This window comes from Bacteroides sp. AF34-31BH, from assembly GCF_003602795.1.
Lineage (GTDB): Bacteria > Bacteroidota > Bacteroidia > Bacteroidales > Bacteroidaceae > Bacteroides > Bacteroides uniformis.
Genome location: NZ_QTLV01000003.1, coordinates 431,931 through 454,398, shown reverse-complemented (window position 1 = coordinate 454,398; position 22,468 = coordinate 431,931). Strand labels below are relative to the sequence as shown.

21 protein-coding genes and 3 tRNA genes are annotated in these 22,468 nt (G+C 44.0%); 8 read left to right on the top strand and 16 right to left on the bottom strand.

Features of this window, described 5'->3' with window-relative positions; all coding sequences use genetic code 11:
- Positions 1-10: 10 nt before the first annotated feature.
- From DWZ67_RS07925 to DWZ67_RS07890, 8 genes are all read left to right on the top strand, one after another.
- Complete coding sequence (locus tag DWZ67_RS07925) at positions 11-1,216, top strand: argininosuccinate synthase (RefSeq protein WP_035449833.1); 1,206 nt, start codon at positions 11-13, stop codon at positions 1,214-1,216.
- Positions 1,217-1,435: a PspC domain-containing protein gene (locus tag DWZ67_RS07920; RefSeq protein ID WP_005834779.1), complete on the top strand. Its 219-nt coding sequence runs from the start codon at positions 1,217-1,219 to the stop codon at positions 1,433-1,435. It abuts the gene before it with no gap.
- Positions 1,428-2,396 carry an N-acetyl-gamma-glutamyl-phosphate reductase gene (argC, locus tag DWZ67_RS07915; RefSeq protein ID WP_005834778.1) on the top strand — a complete coding sequence of 323 codons (969 nt, stop codon included), beginning with the start codon at positions 1,428-1,430 and terminating at the stop codon, positions 2,394-2,396. The genes DWZ67_RS07920 and argC overlap by 8 nt, the downstream gene beginning before the upstream one ends.
- Before the next feature lie 5 nt (positions 2,397-2,401).
- Positions 2,402-3,523 (top strand): aspartate aminotransferase family protein, encoded by a 1,122-nt coding sequence (locus DWZ67_RS07910; RefSeq protein ID WP_057097735.1) that lies wholly within the window; start codon positions 2,402-2,404, stop codon positions 3,521-3,523.
- A gap of 129 nt (positions 3,524-3,652) precedes the next feature.
- Positions 3,653-4,426 carry a pyrroline-5-carboxylate reductase gene (gene proC, locus DWZ67_RS07905; protein ID WP_005825128.1) on the top strand — a complete coding sequence of 258 codons (774 nt, stop codon included), beginning with the start codon at positions 3,653-3,655 and terminating at the stop codon, positions 4,424-4,426.
- Positions 4,427-4,546: 120 nt separating this feature from the next.
- On the top strand, positions 4,547-5,101 hold the full coding sequence (locus tag DWZ67_RS07900) for a helix-turn-helix domain-containing protein (protein ID WP_016272528.1): 555 nt from the start codon (positions 4,547-4,549) through the stop codon (positions 5,099-5,101).
- Between the two features lie 7 nt (positions 5,102-5,108).
- On the top strand, positions 5,109-6,764 hold the full coding sequence (locus tag DWZ67_RS07895) for an AMP-binding protein (protein ID WP_120138530.1): 1,656 nt from the start codon (positions 5,109-5,111) through the stop codon (positions 6,762-6,764).
- A gap of 219 nt (positions 6,765-6,983) precedes the next feature.
- Positions 6,984-8,234, top strand: coding sequence for an acyloxyacyl hydrolase (locus tag DWZ67_RS07890; protein WP_035457578.1), 1,251 nt, complete (start codon positions 6,984-6,986; stop codon positions 8,232-8,234).
- A gap of 349 nt (positions 8,235-8,583) precedes the next feature.
- Here the strand turns inward: DWZ67_RS07890 and DWZ67_RS07885 are convergent.
- The 16 genes from DWZ67_RS07885 to pyrE all read right to left on the bottom strand — a co-directional run bounded on the left by DWZ67_RS07885 (position 8,584) and on the right by pyrE (position 22,430).
- A tRNA-OTHER gene (locus DWZ67_RS07885) sits at positions 8,584-8,663 on the bottom strand.
- A gap of 727 nt (positions 8,664-9,390) precedes the next feature.
- Positions 9,391-9,852, bottom strand: coding sequence for a lipocalin family protein (locus DWZ67_RS07870; RefSeq protein WP_120138528.1), 462 nt, complete (start codon positions 9,850-9,852; stop codon positions 9,391-9,393).
- 31 nt (positions 9,853-9,883) lie between these two features.
- Entirely contained in the window at positions 9,884-10,696 is an 813-nt protein-coding gene (locus tag DWZ67_RS07865) for a glycosyltransferase family 2 protein (RefSeq protein ID WP_120138526.1), read from the bottom strand.
- 686 nt (positions 10,697-11,382) lie between these two features.
- Positions 11,383-11,970, bottom strand: coding sequence for a tyrosine-type recombinase/integrase (locus DWZ67_RS07860; RefSeq protein ID WP_120138524.1), 588 nt, complete (start codon positions 11,968-11,970; stop codon positions 11,383-11,385).
- A 259-nt stretch (positions 11,971-12,229) separates the two neighbouring features.
- The gene (locus DWZ67_RS20585) at positions 12,230-12,352 is read right to left on the bottom strand and encodes a hypothetical protein (protein ID WP_262697300.1); all 123 of its coding nucleotides are present in this window, start codon (positions 12,350-12,352) and stop codon (positions 12,230-12,232) included.
- A 48-nt stretch (positions 12,353-12,400) separates the two neighbouring features.
- Complete coding sequence (locus DWZ67_RS07855; protein ID WP_120138522.1) at positions 12,401-13,417, bottom strand: DUF3871 family protein; 1,017 nt, start codon at positions 13,415-13,417, stop codon at positions 12,401-12,403.
- A 585-nt stretch (positions 13,418-14,002) separates the two neighbouring features.
- Positions 14,003-15,025, bottom strand: coding sequence for a hypothetical protein (locus tag DWZ67_RS07850; protein WP_133302938.1), 1,023 nt, complete (start codon positions 15,023-15,025; stop codon positions 14,003-14,005).
- Positions 15,026-15,464: 439 nt separating this feature from the next.
- Positions 15,465-15,638: a hypothetical protein gene (locus DWZ67_RS20070; protein ID WP_165852462.1), complete on the bottom strand. Its 174-nt coding sequence runs from the start codon at positions 15,636-15,638 to the stop codon at positions 15,465-15,467.
- Positions 15,639-15,917: 279 nt separating this feature from the next.
- On the bottom strand, positions 15,918-17,741 hold the full coding sequence (locus DWZ67_RS07845) for a DEAD/DEAH box helicase family protein (RefSeq protein ID WP_309401840.1): 1,824 nt from the start codon (positions 17,739-17,741) through the stop codon (positions 15,918-15,920).
- The gene (locus DWZ67_RS07840) at positions 17,738-18,205 is read right to left on the bottom strand and encodes a hypothetical protein (protein ID WP_057256158.1); all 468 of its coding nucleotides are present in this window, start codon (positions 18,203-18,205) and stop codon (positions 17,738-17,740) included. Before DWZ67_RS07840 ends, DWZ67_RS07845 begins: the two co-directional genes overlap by 4 nt.
- Positions 18,206-18,273: 68 nt before the next feature.
- The gene (locus DWZ67_RS07835) at positions 18,274-19,479 is read right to left on the bottom strand and encodes a site-specific integrase (protein WP_117866032.1); all 1,206 of its coding nucleotides are present in this window, start codon (positions 19,477-19,479) and stop codon (positions 18,274-18,276) included.
- 160 nt (positions 19,480-19,639) lie between these two features.
- Positions 19,640-19,723 (bottom strand) — tRNA-Leu (locus tag DWZ67_RS07830).
- 20 nt (positions 19,724-19,743) lie between these two features.
- Positions 19,744-19,816 (bottom strand) — tRNA-Gly (locus tag DWZ67_RS07825).
- 102 nt (positions 19,817-19,918) lie between these two features.
- Complete coding sequence (gene argH, locus DWZ67_RS07820) at positions 19,919-21,259, bottom strand: argininosuccinate lyase (protein WP_009037779.1); 1,341 nt, start codon at positions 21,257-21,259, stop codon at positions 19,919-19,921.
- A gap of 28 nt (positions 21,260-21,287) precedes the next feature.
- Entirely contained in the window at positions 21,288-21,698 is a 411-nt protein-coding gene (locus DWZ67_RS07815) for an SRPBCC family protein (RefSeq protein ID WP_117958816.1), read from the bottom strand.
- Between the two features lie 93 nt (positions 21,699-21,791).
- Positions 21,792-22,430, bottom strand: coding sequence for an orotate phosphoribosyltransferase (gene pyrE / locus DWZ67_RS07810; RefSeq protein ID WP_005825142.1), 639 nt, complete (start codon positions 22,428-22,430; stop codon positions 21,792-21,794).
- Between the last annotated feature and the right edge of the window lie 38 nt (positions 22,431-22,468).

The window sequence follows — 22,468 nt, the reverse complement described above, 5'->3', positions numbered from 1 at the left end:
ATATAAGGATATGGAAAAGAAGAAAAAAGTGGTAGTCGCATTCAGCGGCGGTTTGGATACCTCATTCACGGTCATGTATCTTGCCAAAGAAAAAGGATACGAAGTATATGCAGCTTGTGCCAATACTGGCGGTTTCAGCCCCGAACAGTTGAAGACTAACGAGGAGAATGCCTACAAGCTGGGTGCCAAAGAATACGTCACCATTGACGTGACGCAAGAGTACTACGAAAAAAGCCTAAGATACATGGTATTCGGAAACGTACTGCGTAACGGCACCTACCCCATCTCCGTAAGTTCCGAACGTATCTTCCAGGCACTGGCCATTGCACGCTATGCCAACGAAATCGGCGCCGATGCCATCGCTCATGGTTCTACGGGTGCGGGTAACGACCAGATTCGCTTCGACATGACTTTCCTCGTCATGGCTCCGGGCGTGGAAATCATTACGCTGACACGCGACATGGCACTGAGCCGTCAGGAAGAGATTGACTACCTGAACCAACACGGTTTTGCCGCCGACTTCACCAAACTGAAATACTCCTATAACGTGGGTCTGTGGGGCACCTCCATCTGTGGTGGTGAGATTCTAGATTCTGCACAAGGATTGCCCGAAAGCGCCTACCTGAAACACTGCACCAAAGAGGGCAGCGAGCAGTTGCGCCTCACTTTTGAGAAGGGGGAACTAAAAGCCGTGAACGACGAGACATTCGACGATCCCATCAAAGCCATCCAGAAAGTGGAAGAGATCGGTGCAGCATACGGCATCGGCCGCGACATGCACGTAGGCGACACGATTATCGGTATCAAAGGCCGTGTAGGCTTCGAAGCTGCCGCACCCATGCTGATTATCGGCGCACACAAGTTCCTGGAGAAATATACCTTGAGCAAATGGCAGCAATACTGGAAGGACCAGGTAGCCAACTGGTACGGCATGTTCCTGCACGAAAGCCAATATCTGGAACCGGTAATGCGCGACATCGAAGCCATGCTGGAATCCTCGCAACGCAACGTAAACGGTACGGCTATCCTCGAGCTTCACCCACTCTGCTTCTCTACCGTAGGTGTAGAAAGCAAGGACGACCTTGTGAAAAACAAGTTCGGCGAATACGGCGAAATGCAGAAAGGCTGGACGGCAGAAGATGCCAAGGGATTCATCAAAGTAACCTCCACGGCACTGCGTGCATATTATTCAAATCACAAAGACGAGAAAATCTAAATGACGGACAAGAAACGGAAACTGACACGTCCCCGAACCGGAAGAATACTTTCCGGTGTATGTGCAGGACTGGCAATTTTTTTCGGACTTGACGTATCTTTAGTACGCATCGTTTATACGTTCGCTACCGTCTTTACTGCTTTTGCAGGTGTAATTATATACATTATATTATTGATTATCATACCAGAAGAATCCAATAGATATTATAGAAATGATTAAAGTAGGAATCATCGGCGGAGCCGGATACACGGCAGGCGAACTGATACGTTTACTGCTCAACCATCCGGAAGCGGAAATCGTATTCATAAACAGTTCAAGCAACGCCGGCAACAAAATTACTGATGTACACGAAGGACTGTACGGTGAAACAGATTTGGTATTTACCGACCAGCTTCCGTTGGAAGAAATCGACGTGCTGTTTTTCTGTACGGCACATGGCGACACGAGAAAATTCCTCGAAAGCCACAACGTGCCCGAGGAGTTGAGAATCATCGACCTCTCCATGGACTACCGCATAGCCTCTCCTGACCACGACTTCATTTACGGCTTGCCGGAACTGAACCGCCGCGCCACCTGCAAGGCAAAGCATGTAGCCAATCCGGGCTGCTTTGCCACCTGCATACAATTGGGGCTGCTGCCGCTCGCCAAGCACCTGATGCTGAATGATGACATCATGGTGAATGCCATCACCGGAAGTACGGGTGCCGGAGTGAAACCGGGTGCCACGAGCCACTTCAGCTGGCGCAACAACAACATGAGTGTTTACAAAGCTTTCGAGCACCAGCACGTGCCCGAAATCAAGCAATCACTCCGCCAGCTGCAAAACAGTTTCGATGCAGAAATAGATTTTATCCCCTACCGGGGTGACTTCCCGCGCGGTATCTTCACTACCATCGTAGTAAAGACCAAAGTGGCTCTGGAAGAAATCATCCGTATGTACGAAGAATACTACGCCAAAGATTCCTTTACATTTGTCGTGGAAAAGAACATTGACCTGAAACAAGTGGTGAATACCAATAAATGCCTCATCCACCTGGAGAAGCACGGTGACAAGCTGCTTATCATTTCCTGCATCGACAACCTCCTGAAAGGTGCCAGCGGACAAGCAGTCCACAACATGAATTTAATGTTTAACCTGGAAGAGACCGTAGGATTACGGTTGAAACCTTCTGCATTCTAAAAAAAATGAATTTATTCGACGTATACCCTCTCTTTGACATCAACATCGTCAAAGGAAAAGGCTGCCATGTATGGGACGAGAACGGTACCGAATACCTCGACCTCTACGGTGGCCATGCAGTCATCTCAATCGGACATGCACATCCACATTATGTAGAGATGGTGAGTAACCAAGTTGCTACGTTAGGATTCTACTCAAACTCAGTAATTAACAAGCTGCAACAGCAAGTGGCAGAACGCTTGGGAAAAGTCTGTGGCTATGACGACTACTCATTCTTCCTCATCAACAGCGGTGCCGAAGCCAATGAAAACGCCTTGAAACTCGCCTCCTTCTACAATGGCCGTACCCGTGTGATATCCTTCTCAAAAGCATTCCACGGACGTACCTCACTGGCGGTGGAAGTAACGAACAATCCTAAAATCATCGCTCCCATCAACAACTGCGGGCACGTCACCTACCTCCCGTTGAACGACATCGAAGCCATGAAGGCCGAATTGTCCAAAGGAGATGTCTGCGCAGTGATTATCGAAGGCATACAAGGTGTAGGCGGCATCCAACTGCCGACAGACGAATTCATGCAGGCTCTCCGCCAGACTTGTACGGAATACAACACGGTCTTGATTCTCGATGAAATCCAAAGCGGCTACGGACGCAGCGGCAAGTTCTTCGCCCATCAGTACAACGGCATCAAAGCCGACATCATCACCGTGGCAAAAGGCATCGGCAATGGTTTCCCGATGGCAGGCGTACTCATCAGCCCAATGTTTACACCAGTATACGGGCAACTTGGAACCACTTTCGGTGGAAACCACCTAGCTTGCAGTGCCGCCCTTGCCGTGCTGGATGTGATAGAGCAGGAAAACCTGATAGAGAATGCAGCCCAAGTCGGCAACTTCCTGATAACGGAACTAAAGAAATTCCCTCAAATCAAGGACGTTCGCGGACGCGGACTCATGATAGGGCTGGAATTTGAAGAACCCATCAAGGAACTGCGCCTAAGACTACTGAAAGAGCAGCATGTATTCACCGGTGTAAGCGGTACGAATGTACTTCGCCTGCTGCCGCCTCTGTGCCTCGGCATGGATGAAGCAAAGGAATTCTTGGAACGCTTCAAGAAAGTACTTTAATATTTGACACAAATAATCAGCCAGCAAAAGAAACGACCGAAAAGCAGAATACCTTTCTCTCTCGGTCGTTTTTTGTAGAAAATTTATCTACCTTTGCCAGCAAAACAACTCTTTTAACAACAAAAAGATATGAAAGCAGCAATTATCGGTGCAGGAAATATGGGGGGAGCCATTGCCCGAGGGCTGGCAAAAGGAACAATCATCCCTGCCGGTAACATCATTGTCTCCAACCCCACCCAGGGCAAGCTGGACAAGCTGAAGGCAGAATTCCCCGCATTGCAAGTGACCAATGACAACCAGGAAGCGGCAGCCGGTGCAGATATGATAATCTTTGCCGTGAAGCCATGGCTGATGGAGCCAGTGATAAAGGAACTGGAACTAAAAGGCACAGAGATTCTTATATCCGTTGCAGCCGGCATTCCTTTTGAAAAGCTGACACACTATGTAGCAGACAAAGAAATGACCATGTTCCGTCTTATTCCCAATACCGCCATCAGCGAGATGGAAAGCATGACACTCATCGCCAGCCGCAATGCCACCAAGGAGCAGGAGCAACTGATGCTGGACATTTTCAACCAGATGGGACTCGCCATGCTCATTCCCGAAGAAAAGATTGCGGCAACCACTGCCATGACTTCCTGCGGCATCGCCTACGTGCTTAAGTATATCCAGGCAGCCATGCAGGCCGGCGTTGAAATGGGTATCTATCCCAAAGACGGCATGCGCATGGTGGCACAATCCGTGAAAGGGGCAGCCGAGCTGATTCTGAACAACGACACGCACCCCAGTGTTGAGATTGACAAGGTGTGTACCCCCGGAGGAATTACCATCAAGGGAATCAACGAGCTGGAACATGAAGGATTCACCTCCACTGTGATTAAAGCCATCAAAGCGAGTAAATGATATTTAATGTGCTAATGTAACGATGTCCCGATATGCCTATGAGCTACGGTATAATTAAACATTGTGCAGCCTATTGGCACATTGCCACACTTTAATAACAACCCATTAAAAAATATAATTATGGACGAACAAATCAGACAAATAGCCGAACGCCTGCGCGGACTGCGTGACGTATTGGAACTGACTGCCGACGATATCGCCCGTGACTGCGACATTTCTGCAGAAGAGTACCGCCTGGCCGAAACCGGAGAATTCGACATCTCGGTCAGCATGCTGCAGAAGATAGCACGGCACTACGGCATATCACTGGACGCACTGATGTTTGGGCAAGAGCCCAAAATGAGCTCCTACTTCCTGACACGTGCCGGAAAAGGAACCAGTATAGAACGTACCAAGGCATATAAATACCAATCACTGGCAGCCGGTTTCATCAACCGCACGGCAGACCCGTTCATTGTGACCGTAGAACCGAAACCGGACAGCGAGCCGATACATTACAACAGCCATGCCGGTCAGGAGTTCAACCTCGTACTGGAAGGCCGTATGATGGTCAGCATCGACGGCAAAGACTTAATCTTAAACGAAGGAGACAGTCTATACTTCAACTCCAAACTGCCGCACGGCATGAAGGCGCTTGACGGAAAGACTGTAAAATTCCTGGCAGTAATTATGTAATAAAGTTATGGTAGAAAGATTTTTATCTCAAACATCCTTCACCTCACAGGAGGACTTCATCAAGAACCTGAAGATAAACGTACCGGAGAATTTCAACTTCGGCTACGACGTAGTGGATGCCTGGGCCGCCGAGCAACCCGACAAACCCGCACTGTTGTGGACCAATGACCAGGGCGAATGCCGGCAGTTTACCTTTGCCGACATGAAACGGTACACAGACATGACGGCTTCCTATTTCCAAAGCCTCGGCATCGGCCACGGAGACATGGTGATGCTGATACTGAAGCGCCGTTACGAATTCTGGTTCAGCATTGTGGCACTACACAAACTCGGTGCAGTGGTGATTCCCGCCACCCACCTGCTGACGAAGAAAGACATCGTATACCGTTGCAACGCCGCAGACATCAAGATGATAGTCTGCGCCGGCGAAAGCGTCATCACCGACCATATCACGGCAGCCATGCCGGAGTCTCCTTCTGTGAAACGCCTCGTAAGCGTCGGGCCGGAAGTTCCCGAAGGATTCGAAGACTTTCACAAAGGTATCGAGGCTGCCGCTCCTTTCGTGAAACCTGAACATCCGAATACGAACGATGACATCTCCCTGATGTACTTCACCAGCGGCACTACCGGAGAGCCCAAAATGGTGGCCCACGACTTCACCTATCCGTTGGGACACATCGTCACCGGCAGCTTCTGGCACAACCTGAAAGAGAGCAGCCTACACCTCACCATTGCCGACACCGGTTGGGGAAAAGCCGTGTGGGGCAAGCTCTACGGACAATGGATTGCCGGTGCCAACGTATTTGTATACGACCACGAGAAGTTCACTCCCGCAGCCATACTGGAGAAGATACAGGATTATCACGTCACGTCGCTTTGTGCACCGCCCACCATCTTCCGATTCCTCATTCACGAAGACCTCACGAAGTACGACCTATCCAGTCTGGAATACTGCACCATCGCCGGAGAAGCATTGAACCCCGCTGTATTCGAGACCTTCAAGAAGTTAACGGGCATCAAGCTGATGGAGGGCTTCGGACAGACCGAAACGACCCTTACCGTTGCCACCATGCCGTGGATGGAACCGAAACCCGGCAGCATGGGATTGCCCAATCCGCAATACGATGTAGACCTGATAGACCACGAAGGACGTTCCGTGGAAGCCGGTGAACAGGGACAGATTGTAATCCGTACCGACAAAGGCAAACCGCTGGGATTGTTCAAGGAATACTACCGCGATGCCAACCGTACCCACGAGGCATGGAACAACGGCATTTACTACACGGGAGATGTAGCCTGGAAGGACGAAGACGGCTACCTCTGGTTCGTGGGCCGCGCCGACGACGTCATCAAAAGTAGCGGCTACCGCATCGGCCCGTTCGAAGTGGAAAGTGCATTGATGACCCACCCAGCCGTAGTGGAATGTGCCATTACCGGTGTGCCTGATGAAATCCGCGGCCAAGTGGTAAAAGCTACGATTGTGTTGGCAAAAGAGTACAAGGCACGCGCCGGAGAAGAGCTTGTCAAGGAGTTGCAGAACCATGTGAAGAAAGTGACGGCTCCCTACAAATACCCGCGTGTCATCGAATTTGTTGATGAGCTCCCCAAAACCATCAGCGGGAAAATCCGCCGTGTGGAAATCCGGGAGAACGACCGGAAATAACACTCGCCACCCAGCATCTGAATCATAAGACAACATCCGGGTAAATGAATAAGGAAGGGGTAAAACCGAAGTCTGCCATTCTATTGACGATTTCAGTTTTACCCCCTCTTTTTACAAATAGTTGTCTCATTGTGAATACCAAAAGGAGAAAAAAACTATATTTGCACGAAATTAAACTTCACTTGGAACATTTATAAACAAGAAAGACCGACACGGCATATGAAAAATAGAATGCAGATATGGAAAATACTGGCTTTCTTAGGAGCGGTACTTTTCTTGTCTGATACAATATACGCCCAACAATGGACATCCGATAGTCATTCGGAATACAAACGGGATACACTCCCTTTCTCACAGCGCTTCATCCACAGATTAGGCGTAGAAGGGCGTGCTGGCTATATTTTTCAGACCAACCCTTTTCTGGAGTACTCCAACCACCAATACAAGGCCATGAAAAATGCCTATGCCGGCCATCTGAAATACTCCTTCCAGCTCCGTCCCCACACCGTTGCCGACCAGGCTTATATAGGAGCCTATCAAGGGATTGGAGTCGGCTATTTCAACTTCGGCAATCCGGAAGAGCTGGGCAACCCGCTGGCGGTCTATCTGTTTCAAGGGGGACGCATCGCCCAATTCAGCCCCCGCATATCCTTGAACTATGAATGGAACTTCGGCGCATCGTTCGGCTGGAAACCCTACGATGAATATGACAACCCGGAGAACCAGATTATCGGCTCGAAAGTGAATGCCTATCTCAATGTGAACCTCTACTTAAAGTGGGCACTCTCCCCCAAGTTCGACTTGATGATAGGAGCTACCGGAAGCCACTTTTCCAACGGAAACACCCAATATCCCAACTCCGGTCTGAACACGGTGGACTGCAAAGTGGGACTGGTATATAACTTTAACCGCAGAGCGGATGAACTCGCCCAATCATGGCAACGCCCTATTGTTCCTCCATTCCCCCGCCACGTCAGCTACGACTTGACTTTGTTCGGCTCCTGGCGAAAGAAAGCAGTGGCCCATGAGGGCAGTAGTGGCCAGGTACCCGCACCCGGCACTTACAACGTGTTCGGTTTCAGCTTTGCACCCATGTACAACTTCGGCTATAAATTCCGCGCCGGTGTGGCGTTGGACGGCGTATACGACCACAGTGCGAACATGAAAGAATCGTACGAGGAAGAGAACGGCTTCTATACTCCGCCCGCCAAGAAGCAGATGGCATTGGGCTTATCCGCCCGCGGAGAATTTGTCATGCCTTACTTCACGGTAGGTATCGGTCTGGGAGCCAATGTTCTGCACGGCGGCGGTGACATGAAGTCTTTCTATCAGATTCTTGCCCTGAAAATAGACGTAACACGCAATTCGTATCTCCATATAGGATATAACCTCCGGGAATTTCATGAGCCCAATTATCTGATGTTGGGTATCGGCTATCGGTTCAATAACAAACGCCCCAAGCTGTTCTGAACAATAAAGAGGAGGCTATTTATATAGATTCTTTTATTTCATCTGCAAGCACATATTAGTAAGTGCCACGCGCATATCATCTACTATAGTATTATAGTTAGTTTGTTAGTTCACAGCGATGAACACTTTGTTCAAGTATAGAGAAACAGTTTGTTCCAATAAGGAAAAACAGTTTGTCTTCATATGATGAAACGAAATGTTTTGTTAAGGGAAACAAAGTGTTCACCATAATGAAACAACTTGTTCTATTAAGGGAAACACTTTGTTCGCTATAGAGAAACGGTCTTTCATATCAAGAGCTTATAAAGAAAAAGCTCTGCAAATCAATGATTCACAGAGCTTAATCGAGTACTCGAAGCGGGACTTGAACCCGCACAGCCGCAATGGCCAAAGGATTTTAAGTCCTTCTCGCCGGGCCACCATTCGAGCTTATATTAATCTATAAATCAACAATTTATCTAATACTACTTACTAATACTTAATATTTGGTTTAACTATTGGTTTAACTAAAGTATTAAATCAAGATTAGTTAATAAATAAGTTTACAATCTCATTATGTATTTAATAATATTATCACTTCACTTCTCAACTTTGGTAAATGATTAATAACCATGCTCCAAAATATATCAGCAGACAAGCTGTCATTATAACGGAAATAACAGTAAAGTTTAATTCAACATTTCTGTAATAGGGGGCTTATAATTGAAATATCCTCTCTAAAAGGTTGTATTAGTCCATACATGGAGTTAAATGGGTCTCTCCATTAATCTCTTTATCTTTTATAATGGCTAAGTAGTGTATAGTTGAAATACAGCCATCTCTCCATTCCAGTATTTAATAATGAGATATTAACATTAGTTTCCCCTCTGTAATATGGTTAACTTCGTATCAGATTAATTCAATTATCAATTATCAAATTAATACAATTATGAGACTTACCAAGAAGAACTCTCCTAAGAGTTACACTATCTACTACCTACCACAAGAGATTAAAGAAACTATGGTTACAGAGGTCAGTTACCTGCCTATTACCAGAGAGAGACTGGAACAGTTCTTTAAAGATGCAGCAAGTAAGCGAAAGCCTAAATTAGTCAAGAAGCGGAAACAGTCAAGGCAGCAAGGGAGTTAATTCCATGCTGCCTTTATACTTCAATACTTATTTCCTTTTATAAGTCATTTTAGCATATTCTACCCCTCCATCATCCTCTTTCTCCATATATTCAAGAACTAACTTGCTGTTGGATATTTCAAGAACATTCAAATCAAGAGCATAAGTGGCATCAATAGGTCTAAGTGTCAGCAGCTTATTACTCAATGCCCATTTCCCTTCATCTAATTCCGAATTATCCAAATCACATTCAGTATATGTACCGTCAGCTCTGAATGTAAGATTACCAAAATATTCGCATTCATCTTTAGGTGCATGACTCCATTCTCTGTTTTCTTCAGGATATTCTGGCTCTATTTCATACCCTTCTTCGTAAGTTAGTACCCATTGACCTACAATGTTCTCTGTAGTAGGTGTACTTTCTTCTTCGTCATCATCACTACATGCTGCGAAGTTAACACTCATAATTACGGCTACGATAGCCATTCCAATAAATCTTAATGTTCTCATTTTAATTAATAAATTAAGTTAGTAATATAGTTTATAAATATTTATCCACTCCATTTGTACAGCGTACCGCCTTCCGTTCATCCAGCATTCTCATGTACTGCAAGTTCTTTGTCTTATTGTACATGAACTTATCCTCATGCCAAAGGTGGTAAACAATACCTGCGAACTTCAAATACCGTTTCCGGCAACCACTGTTCAGCAGACGCTTGCCCAAATCAATATCCTCACTTCCCCAACCCTCATAGAATTCATCATAACCGTTTACCTTGATAAAATCCTCACGGAAGAAGGACATGTTACAGCCCAATGCAGCCGAACGCTTTCTACGGTATCTCGGAGCCAAGAAGCGAGCCAGCCATATACAATGGATTGCATTCTCCGGCTTGCTTTCAATTCCTTTCGTCCAGACATGAATCGGGCGTACCATACCGGACTTACATATTTCCTCTGTCAGCTCTTTGCCCAAGTTTACCCTTCCACCTTTCACGTAAATGCCACGGCCGGCTTCACGGAGATGGTCGGCTATCAGCTTTGGATGCAGGAACACATCACCGTCTATCTCTATGATATAGTTTCCCGTACTACGGGCTACACACTTGTTGCGCATCATAGCCAATCGGAAACCTTTATCCTCATGCCACACATGTATGATTGGAAACGGTGCCTGCTCTTGCAGCCTTGCTATCAACGAGGCGGTCTCTTCCGTAGAGCCATCGTCTCCTATAATGACCTCATCGGGCAGGACTGTCTGCTTGAACAAGCTGAGTAAACATACTTGCAGAGCATCGCAACGGTTGTAAGTAGAGACTATTACGGAAATCTTCCCCAAGTCCTTTCTATTCATTACTACCAGATTTAAATAAGTTAATCAGATTAATTATTACCACTCTATACACTCTTGCCTTCTTTTATATGGATATATGGATGAAGTGGCTTGAATAAGTGCACAGAGTACACAGCATAAAGCTGCACGCAATTTGATTGATTGCCACGTTAGAAATAGAACTGTCTGTTTTGTGAATATCTGTATCGTTGCCAGTGTTCCCTAACTGACCGTTATACAATAAAGAAGCGTGGGAACATTGAATATTACTACTGTGAGGCTCTGGACTGCCTAAGGTGAATAATAAACAATGCCCACGCCAGATATGTATATAGTTCACCCTACAGAGGTGAATATATAACACTGACGTGAGCGTCCTTGCCTATTATCTTCACCTTTTGAAATTGTCCAGATTTCACAGTAAGATAATATCTTAAACGCTCTTCGTTAACTAATATGTCCTTCCAACTTCCCAACGCATTAGGCTGTTAGAATTGCTGCAAAGTTACGAATTTACGTTTGATTGGCAAGAACTTATTGTTTATTAAATGCAGAAAGGCATTCCTACTCCATAAATCAAGGTTAGGAGCAAATTTGTAAAAGGTCTATATAAGTAGAATTTTATAAATTTACTCCCAACTTGAATTGTAGGCTTAAAAGGCAGTTCCGCTCCATTCTTAATAATTGGTGAGCGCAACCGCCAGTAATCAAAAGCTAAGGCAGTCATAGGTATTAAGTAGTTCTTCCTGCCTTAATCCCAAGTATCTCTTAGTAATGGCTACAGAACTGTGATTGAACAGTTCCATAAGTTTTACTAATGCCAACTCCGAACTCTCGCTGTTCATGTTATAGACCTGCCTGCCGAAAGTCTTTCTAAGGCTGTGGCATGAGAAGTTGCCTATATGCAGCCTATACTTCCTTTTAACCTCTTTGAGGATTACATTTATCCTCTGTATGGAATAGACCGTACCTTTCCGGCTTACCAATATAGGCGCGTCTATGCCTATAGGACTGATATGCTTGTAGCAGTCACAGATATGCTTCTGTAGCTGCATGTTAATTCTCACAGTCCTTTGCTTTCCCGTCTTGATTTCGATAACGGTAAATTCCTCCGCATTTAATATCTGCTTCCAGCGTAAAGCCAGAATGTCAGATATTCTTAAGCCAGTAAAACAGCCCAGAGCTACAAGAAGGGAAATTCTGTAATTTCCATCTTTAGCCAGTTTTCTTATCAAGTTCATTGCTTCGCTCCATTGCAGATAATCTGCTGTAGTGCTTGAATATTTTAAACTCATAACGTTCAGTCTTATAATGAAATGAATAAAAGTGAATATCATTTTTAAGTTGGAATATCCAACTTACTGATAACCAAAGGAACATTCACTTATTATCAAAGTGAATATAATAAGACAAGGACCGGATTGCACAATTGAATGATTCCCGTCTTATGAGTTCCTGCGGCTGTCCAGTGTTTCGGAGATTTCAACTCCTTGTATAAGGGAGCTGTGGAATAAAAAATGGACACCCCAACTATAGGATGCCCATTTCATCATATTACCCCTTAGTAATGGCGTAGCCCAGCAGCAGGATATATCCCACTGCTATAAGTGGGAATAATGTCATTGCAATGAAGAATACCAAAGTCGCCAGTAACACGTAGAATAAATTCCGTAGCATAATCTCCAGTTTTGAGAAATCAGTAATAGAGTATAATTCCAGATACAGCTAAGAAAGAAACCAACTGTATCTTTCATCACCATGCAGAGCGGATGCAATACCCGTTGCAAGTTCTGTAGCGTTGTAGGCTCTATCCAGAAAGCTGTCTATGTAGCTGCTCTTGTTGCTGCCAGTAAGCAGGTTGTAGAACTTCCACATGGATAGGTCACTGCCAAAACTGCCAAAGTTATCGTCATTGATATATGCTTTGGCTACACTGTTTATCTGTGTGTCAGTAAGCAGCATTCTGGGGATAGCTTTCTGATAGCCTTGCGGTAACAGTGGGTAAAGCCTCATTCTCCCAAGTAACTGGCAGAATTGATGTTCTGTCATACTGGTATTGCCAAGTGTCTGCATCAGATGTATGTGCTTGGCAGGGTCGTACTTGTTGAACATTTCCAATACGGCACGATATAATTCGTTGGTATTGGTTACTTCCAAACAAGTAAGATAACCGTCTGTTGATACACATAAATTGGTGCAGACATTACAAATGAAGCCTATGAATACCTTAAACCGTTCTGCACCCTTTTTACTGTACAGATTGGTATGGTTATAAGCCCTAACCCCACCTACAGTAAGGGTCAGCCTATTACCGTTCACCGTCTCGTAGATGGTAGGTATTTCAATCACGAAAGCGCAACGCTCGTAATAAATGGTCTTGTCACTCTCTAATAATTGATTGGCAGGCTTATGTATTGCTTCTGGAATACGACCTTTGATAACGTGTGACACCCTTATATCCGGCTGCCCTATCCGTTCACCGTTAAAGAATGTATTAGCTGCATCCTGCACCGTTTCAATGAACGAGACGTGCGACAGTGTAGCCTCGTTGTCTTTGGCGAATACTGGAATTATACAGTCGTCCCTCAAATGCTGTAAGGTCGCTTCAACTGTATTAGCCTCTATGAACAGAGGTCGTTTCCCCTTTGTATCGTCCGTTACAACCGTTGCATCCTCTGCAAATTCGCCTAAATTGCTGTTCCTTCTCTGTGCCATGACTGGCATAATCTGTAATGCTTCCATAATCTGTAAATTATTAAGTTGATAATTAGAAATTCCTCCATCTGAACGCCATATAAACGATAATGTACAGCACTATGGCAAACATTGCCTGCGGTGCTGCAATGAACGGTACAACGAGTATTGCACCAACCGTCAGAATTGCCTTTAAATCTTCCATAAGCGATAATTTATTGGTTAGTAATGATTGAATTGAAAGGGAATGATAGCCAGAAACAAAAAGCCTCCCAGCCTTGCACGCATGTGTATTTCTGTAATAAATCTGTATTTGCCCGTAATGGCTGTTACAGAATTTCAAGCGTTCGGGGCTGGAAGGTGATTTCGCATCTGGTGTTCATTTCCCCTAAAGATACGGTGAGGGTAGTTAGGAGTAACAGTAAAGAAGCGCTTGAGACATACACCAGATATGGATATACATGCCAGCCATTTTTCTCTACTGCCAGTAATTCCACTCTATATGGCTCTGTACCTTATATGGAAACACTTCCCGTATCTGGAAGGGAGGGGGTGTTGTTTGGAAACTACCTAATTTGAGTTGGGGTATATAATGGAAATATATCCTATTAAAAGGTCGTATTGTGACAATACTTATAACATGATTATGGGGTTATCTTCATCCTCACTGTCAACTGGCGGTATATTCAATGTACTTGCTATATATTCCAACGTCATGTATTCCGGTTTGGTAACAAGTCTCCGGCTTAGCACATAAGGGAGGTAACAATGAATGAGGGGCTGTTCGGTCTCTATTGCATTCTGTAGATACACATTGACACTTACATGATTGGCATCTGCCAACTTTACAATATCCTCATTGGTCACATTAAATTTGGCGGCTATTCTGGATAGTATCTCATTGCTCCTTTTCACTTTATTGCCCACTTTATGTATTGTGTCATTCCTATCCGGAGGAATAATCCCATTATCAAGACACCAGTTATAGATTGTATGATATACCGATGTCAATAGAGGCTTGCCTTGCCTATTATTATGTGCCACTATATAATCCGGTATGATATGCCTGTTGGTAATCAGTATGCCTTTGGGTATATACTTCACTTGTTTAAGTTCTACAGCAAGTTTCAGTAACCTGGTCAGAGTATCTCTGTCGGTTTTAAGCAGTCTTGACAGTTCACTGATATTTACTCCACCTTTATAAGGTTGTCTGCTGATATATTTATTGGTCTCATTTATACATACGGCTTTTAATTGGAGTAACAGACCTTTGACCTTGTTGGCTTCCTTGATGCTTGCAATGCCACTGCTTATGTCTTCACTAAAAAAGGCATTATTGATGTAGAAGTAATTGGGATAGCTTGAGGCAAAGTAGTATGTATTATGCGTATGTATCTCTCCTTTCTCATCTGGCATAGTCCTCCCATCTACTTTAGTGAATAGCGCCCCCTTGGAGATTAATGCAGGTACAATATTCTCGACTGTTCCTTCTGCCACCTTTATATTCTTGGCAATATTAGGATAAGTGAGCCTGCTGGTAACATTTAATTCATAGTTCTCTCTTGATTTTATATAGGCATATACTAATGTAGCCGTAAATTTATTATTACCGTCTATCTCCGTTATTCCCTTTGTCAGTACTGTATATTGTTCCATTGAAAGCAATGTGTGCGTCATTAATGAATAGAATATCTTTACCTTCTCTCAGCATCTTACAGAAGTATGCCGCTCCAAAGAACTCCTTTGCTTCACGTCTGTTATTAAAAGCTGTCTTTGTTGGTACATGTATTATCATACCGTTATTTGGATTTATTAATTAGTAATGGTTGTATCTGCTTGCCTGCATAGGATAACACGACTTGTCAGCAGCCCTATTACTCGCTATCGCCATTCCATCATTTGTAAAGCAATGCGAAGCGTTGCGTACTAACATAAGTAGTGTAATTAAGGTAGTGAGTTAGGTAGTGAATAGGTCTCCAGTTTACCGCAAGTCATCCCTCCAGTTTCCCACAACTTTATACCTCCAGTTTACCGCAGATATAGGTCGGCAATTAAATTCTGGTTGGTCAATGTCCTTGTTATAATTCTGTAGTGTTCAGTAAGCCAACCTCCGCAACGCCACATATATGGTGTAAACCTTGCCCTTCCTTCTACGCTTACATTTCATGTAACCGTTGAATTGCGCCCACATGCCGACTTGGAATATATTATCTTTAACTCCTTGCTTCAAAGCCTTAGCTCTGATTTCTTCATACGTGAATTCTTCCATTGTAATTATTGGAATTTGGATAGATTGATTTTATTAAGTAATCTGGATTGGTGTAGGGGTATCTGGATATATTTCCATTGAAGTAGCACAAAGGTAGTAAACTATTCAGATAGTAACTAACCATAATGCCGCACATTGAAAGAACTGTTTACAATGTAGAATAAAGCCCAATATTCCAAACGTCGGTATCTGGATTATCGGGCAATGGCGTATATTCAACCTTTTAGCATTCCGGGCATATAATACAAATATCCAGCCTAAAAAGGTTGAATGGTCCAGCTATATCTTCTCACTTACAAGCAATAGGGCTTTCTCTTTCTTAATCCAGGCGTTCTGGGTATTGAAGTATTGATTGATAGTCTGTGCCGTAATCTTATTGGGTGGGGTTACTCTTAACAAATCAAAGATACGTATAAGTTCCTTCTTTATATAATCAAGCCTATACTTCCTTCCAACCTTGAAAGAGTTCTTAATCAACTGGATGACTTCCGTACCTTTAGCCTCTGCAAGATATTGCACAATAACCATACGTTCCTTAATTTTGGTATAGGAATAGTCAAGCTCCTCAATTCCGTCCGCACCCAACATTTCATAAGCTTTCACTATGAAGGGGTCTGCCTTCCTCAGTTCAGCTTTGAACTCACGCTCCTGCTCAGAGTAACAATTTCCTAAAAGTTGCAACTCCTTTACGATAGCCTTCCTCTTGTCCTTGACGCTCATAGCCTTCAATTCCCGTCGGACTTTAAAGCTTTCATCATCCACGAAGTGATAATTAGTAACCCACATGAGGGCATTCAGTATATCATCATGTTGGAGATAGGCTGCATGCAGAGACTTGTTATCATGGTAATATCCGATAACGAGCGCATCATTTACATAATTATCAATGGCGAACCAGTTCTTATGTCCGTTCCTATCAAGCATCCTATTAAACGGTAGACTTTCCATTGCAGCCCTATAGGCTTCCCTTGCCCCTTTATTGGGGGCTGCATCATAGAACTTACGCAGTGTCTCATACACATTCTCACTCGTATCCATAAAGCTGCAAAGCTCTTCCTCACTCCGTTGGGGCAGGTCATAGTTCACATTGGTGATATGCTCGATTGAAGTGACCCCATTTCTGAACCGACCTATAATCTGGATTACATCGGAGAAAGGGTCAAGTGCGGTCTGCTCTGCAAAATACACATCAGTAACCATCATAAGATAGGGCTTAACATCCAATTCTATATCAAAGGCATTGAAGAAGCGGCTCGTGAAGAAGTTGTATTGCCTCATATTGTCCTTATCCCATTCGTCATAACACCGGATAAACTTGTTCTGCCTCAATTTATCCATACTCTTGGGAGCACAGAAGACGGAAGACCTATCCAATACTTTCAGCCGGGTCATTATAGAATAGATAAGGTCTATGGAGTTTGTAAATATGAAATAGGATTTGTCCTCGCTCCAATCAGTCAGTGCTGGGAACAGACTAATCACATCCCTTAATTCCATTATCACGTTATTGCATGGCTTTATATTCACCAGTTTGGAGCAATCGTATGTCGGCTCTATCTTCAAGGTCTTGAAACCGTACTCTTCAAAACGTGGGTCACTGAACTTTAGGGGAGTGGCAGATACCAGTGCCTTGCCTTTGAACTGGAAGAAGTCATCCATAGGCAGAACTATATTAGTTCTGTAATCCACATCCTTAACTGCCTTGTGCGCTTCATCTATTAGACAAAAGCATGTATCGTACATGCTTATACCTACTTCCAGAAATGCGTCCTTGACCTTAGGGAAACTTTCGGGAGTTGTGAGTATCTTAAGCCATTTCCCTTTACTGGATTGGATGTACTTAATGACATTCTCCAGAGTTATCCCTTCATATATTCCAAATAAATTATCGTTCTTATGTTTGGGCGATTTGCACTTACCCTTAATTACCGGGACATTCGGCTCTATGACGATGGAATGTCTGGCAGCCTTCAACTCACTATAGGTCGCACCAAGTCCGGTTATGGTCTTATATAGGATAATATCAGTGGGTATCTGTTCCAACACATCGGTAAGATACTGGTCGGGAGAACTGACTTGAATAGGAGGCAGGCTTTCCATCATATCGTTATACCATGTTCTCTTAAATAGTCTATAAGTTCCTGCTTCCTATAGAACTTGAAGAGTACCTTACCATAATCAAATGGAGCAATACCGGTAATATAACTACTTCTATCAAGGAACAGAGGTGTGAATTGAAGTGAAATCTCACTCCGTATGAACATCTCCAATACATGAAATTGGAAGTCTTGTATATGTTCGGCTTCCTCAACTGTCATTATGGGCTTTGCGTCTATATCCTCCATATAGGACTTGCCGCACATAAGATAGCCCATCAACCAATCAAAACTGTTTTGGTATATTACATACTTGAATGCCTTGACATTATCCGTTCCAACCAATGCACATGGGAGATATTGGGTATTCTCGCTGAAGAACCTCACAACCAACCTTTCACCTCTAAGCATCAGTTGCTTAATTGCATTGTGGGCATCAACATTACTATATCTTGTTATCTTCTCCTTCATATTATATCCATTTAACGCCGTAAAGATAAACAATGCCACTCCATTATGCAACAGAGCGGCATTATAAATTAGAGTAAATGCTTCATTGCATCATCTAATTGAGCATTCTCAAAACTATCAAGATATATCTGTGTCACTCGTTCTGAACTATGCCCTAAAGACTCACAGATAACAGACGTTGATACTCCTGCACGCTTCAATACAGTAGCATAAGAATGACGAGCGACGTAACTGGAAATCTTCAACTCAATACCCAACTCCTTCCCAATATCCTCTAAATACCCATTCACATTGGCCAACACATCATAAATTCGATTCCTTATCTGACGTGGAGAACGCTCTCTATTATCCAATATAGGGAATATATATCTACGCTGTGGGGAACGATAACGGTTCATTATTTCTATAGCTTTCTCTTGCAATGGTAACATTATCAACTTCTTTGTCTTCTGACGGACATAAACCAAACGTTCCCCTTCAATATTCTTACCTGTTAAACATGCCATATCAGTAAAGTTTATACCACCCATTAGGTAAGAGAACGTAAACATATCAACTGCCAATCTTTTATAGAAACGTCCCCCTGATGTATCATATTCTATTACCTGCTTCATCTGTTCTTTGGTTATCGCCCGTTTAGCCGTCTCTTTATGCAATTTAGACACCTTATACTTCTTAAACGGATAGCAGTCTGGCTTTACCAATCCCTCAGTCAAAGCCAAATTATAAACCGCTCGTAGCGTTCTGAAACGAATACCAATGGTATTATCTGCCAACTTAGAACATCTCAACCATACTTCATACGATTTTAGCCAATTCACATCTATCTCAGAGAAGTAAATATCCAGATGCCCCTTATACTTGTATAGTGAATTATATACCTGCTGTACAGAAAGTGCATACCCCAACCTGCCTTCCAGCTTCAATTGTGCTATATACTCATTAAACAAATCACCAACAGTCTTAACTTTCTGAGTGGTAGTAGTAGCCTCAATTAGTGTAGCAAGCGAATACTCTCGCTGCTCTGTACTAAATTCAAGTATCTGTTCTGAATACCTCTGTTCCTGCTCATTAATAACCTTTAATATCCGCTCACGATTAGGGCAATTACGCTTAGGTTTGTTCTTCTCAAAGTCCCAATACTGAGATTTTACAGAGATGCCAAGGCTTACATACTTCTTCTTACCACTCATACAAACACGAAGCATGAGAGGATGCTCACCATTACTAAGAACTTTAGACTTGTAACACAATACGTTAGCTGTAGCTTTCATTACAATTTCGGTTTAACTCTTGGTTTAACTCTTGGTTTAACTCTTGGTTTAACTCAATAGTATAATTCCCGTTTAAATCCGTATTAATGCAAGCATAAACCAGAATAATTCCTATAAAGAAAAAGCTCTGCAAATCAATGATTCACAGAGCTTAATCGAGTACTCTAAGCGGGACTTGAACCCGCACAGCCGCAATGGCCAAAGGATTTTAAGTCCTTCGTGTCTACCATTCCACCATTCGAGCATCCTAAAAAGGGAAAAGAGAGCGGAAAACGAGACTCGAACTCGCGACCCTAACCTTGGCAAGGTTATGCTCTACCAACTGAGCTATTTCCGCATTTGGAGAACGGGTGCAAAGATAAACAGTTTTCCCGTTTCTGCCAAATTTTTTTTTATAAAAGTACAGTACTCGCAGCGGGACTTGAACCCGCAGAACCTTTTACCTGCCCAGCAACTCTTTCTCTGCAGCTTGCATGGTCTCAAAATTGAAACCATCTACCACTTTCTGCATCAGGGCAGAGACTTCATCGTTACAAAGGTTTCCGATACTGCCTTCATGGGTATGATGTACCTCTTTGCTGTGCGAGAAGTTTCCGGCTTCAATATCCAGTCCCACCTTCTTGTAGGCATCGCGGAAAGGCATCCCTTCACGTGCCAAGCGGTTGACTTCCTCCACACTGAAAATAAGCAGATACTTGTCATCATCAAGAATATGTTCGTTCACCTTGATTTCGTTCATAATGTAAGTCGTCATCTGCAGACAGTCTTTCAGTTCCTGAAAAGCAGGCAGGAAGACCTCTTTGATAATCTGCAAGTCACGGAAATAGCCGGAAGGAAGATTGTTGGCTATCATCATAATCTGCTGGGGAAGGGATTGCAGTTTGTTGCACTTGGCACGCGTCAGTTCAAAGACGTCCGGGTTCTTCTTGTGAGGCATGATGCTGGAGCCGGTAGTGCAATCGTCCGGCAGCTTCACAAAACCGAAGTTCTGACTGTTGAACATACATGCGTCAAAAGCCAATTTCGATATGGTTCCGGCCACACTGGCAAGGGCGAAAGCTACATTACGCTCCATCTTGCCACGCCCCATCTGGGCATACACTACGTTGTAGTTGAGGGAATCAAATCCCAAAAGACGGGTAGTCATCGTACGGTTCAGCGGGAACGAGGAACCGTATCCCGCAGCAGAACCCAAAGGATTGCGGTTGCACATCTTGAAAGCTGCCTGAAGGAACATCATATCGTCCACCAGGCTCTCGGCGTATGCCCCAAACCAAAGTCCGAAAGAAGACGGCATGGCTATCTGCAAGTGTGTATAACCCGGCATCAGTACATCCTTGTAGCGTTCGCTCTGCATAACCAGCACATGGAACAATTGTTCCACAGCCTCCGCCACTTCCTTTATCTCTGCACGGGTAAAGAGCTTCAAATCGAGCAACACCTGGTCGTTGCGCGAACGTCCGCTGTGTATTTTCTTACCTATATCACCCAAGTTGCGCGTCAGCATAAGTTCCACTTGTGAGTGAACGTCTTCCACTCCCTCTTCTATCACAAATTCTCCACGCTCGGCCATCGCATAGATTTCCTTCAATTCGGCCAGCAATTGCCGCAGTTCTTCCTTCGTCAACAAGCCAATGCTTTCGAGCATCGTGATGTGCGCCATGGAACCCAGCACATCGTGCTTTGCTAAATAAAGGTCCATTTCACGGTCACGGCCTACCGTGAAGCGTTCGATATCCTTATTTACCTGAACGGATTTTTCCCAAAGTTTCTGAGCCACGTTGTTTCTAATGATTAATGGTTAGTGATTAATATTGTATCATCGCCAACATATCTGCCATCTTCTCCAATCCTTCCTGCAAGGGTTTCTGCACCATGGCCTTCATAAACGGATTTATATCCATGCCGATGGTCAGTTTCATTTTACATTCGGTTTCGGTGACGGGTACAATCTGTATCCACAGATTGAAGGGCAGCGGTGAAGTGGTTGTTGCAAACTTGATACACTTGCAAGGTTCCTTCTCCACAATCTGCAACGTAATCTTTCCTACGGGAGCCACCTCTATCGTCATGCTCTCCGCATCAAAACTCAAGTTCTTCACTTTGTCTTCAGGCAAACGGTCTTTCACCTTCTCCAGATTGCTCAGGTCGGAAAGCTTTTCATAAACAGCTTCTTGTGAAGCCGGTACAACTTTCACTCCACTCTCAAATTTCGTCATAATCAATCGTATTCAAAAAGAAAAAAGAACTATCCGGACAGAATCTATCCGAATGGCTCTTTTATCCATATTAACATTTTTACAAATAAGTTCTTATTTTCCAGATTCCCAATGTGCAGGGTCTTTACGCCATTCATTCAGAGTCTCCACATCTTCTTCCTCGATATAGCCCGTACGCAGTGCCACTTCCATCACAGCCTCGTAATTGGTCAGCGTCACCAAAGGCACCTTGGCATCCTTGAAAGCCTTTTCGGCAACCGGGAAACCATAAGTATAGGCAGCCACCATACCGATGACCTCACATCCGTCACGGCGGATAGCTTCTACAGCCTTTAAACTGCTTCCACCCGTAGAAATCAAATCTTCCACGACTACCACCTTCATACCGGGACGAAGTTCACCTTCAATCAAATTCTCCAGTCCATGGTCTTTCGGAGTGGAGCGTACATATACAAACGGCAAGTTCAATGCATCGGCCACCAAGGCACCTTGCGGGATAGCTCCCGTTGCCACACCGGCAATGGCATCCACCTGTCCGAAACGTTCCAAAATCAGACGCGTAATTTCAATCTTTACGAAATTACGGAGAGAAGGATAAGAAAGGGTTTTGCGGTTATCACAATAAAACGGAGACTTCCATCCGGATGCCCAAGTGAACGGGTTAGCCGGTTGTAGTTTAATCGCTTTTATCTTCAGCAACTTCTCTGCAAACAATCTTTCTAAAGTTTTCATAGCAAAACTAATCTATATATGATAAATATGGCACAAAA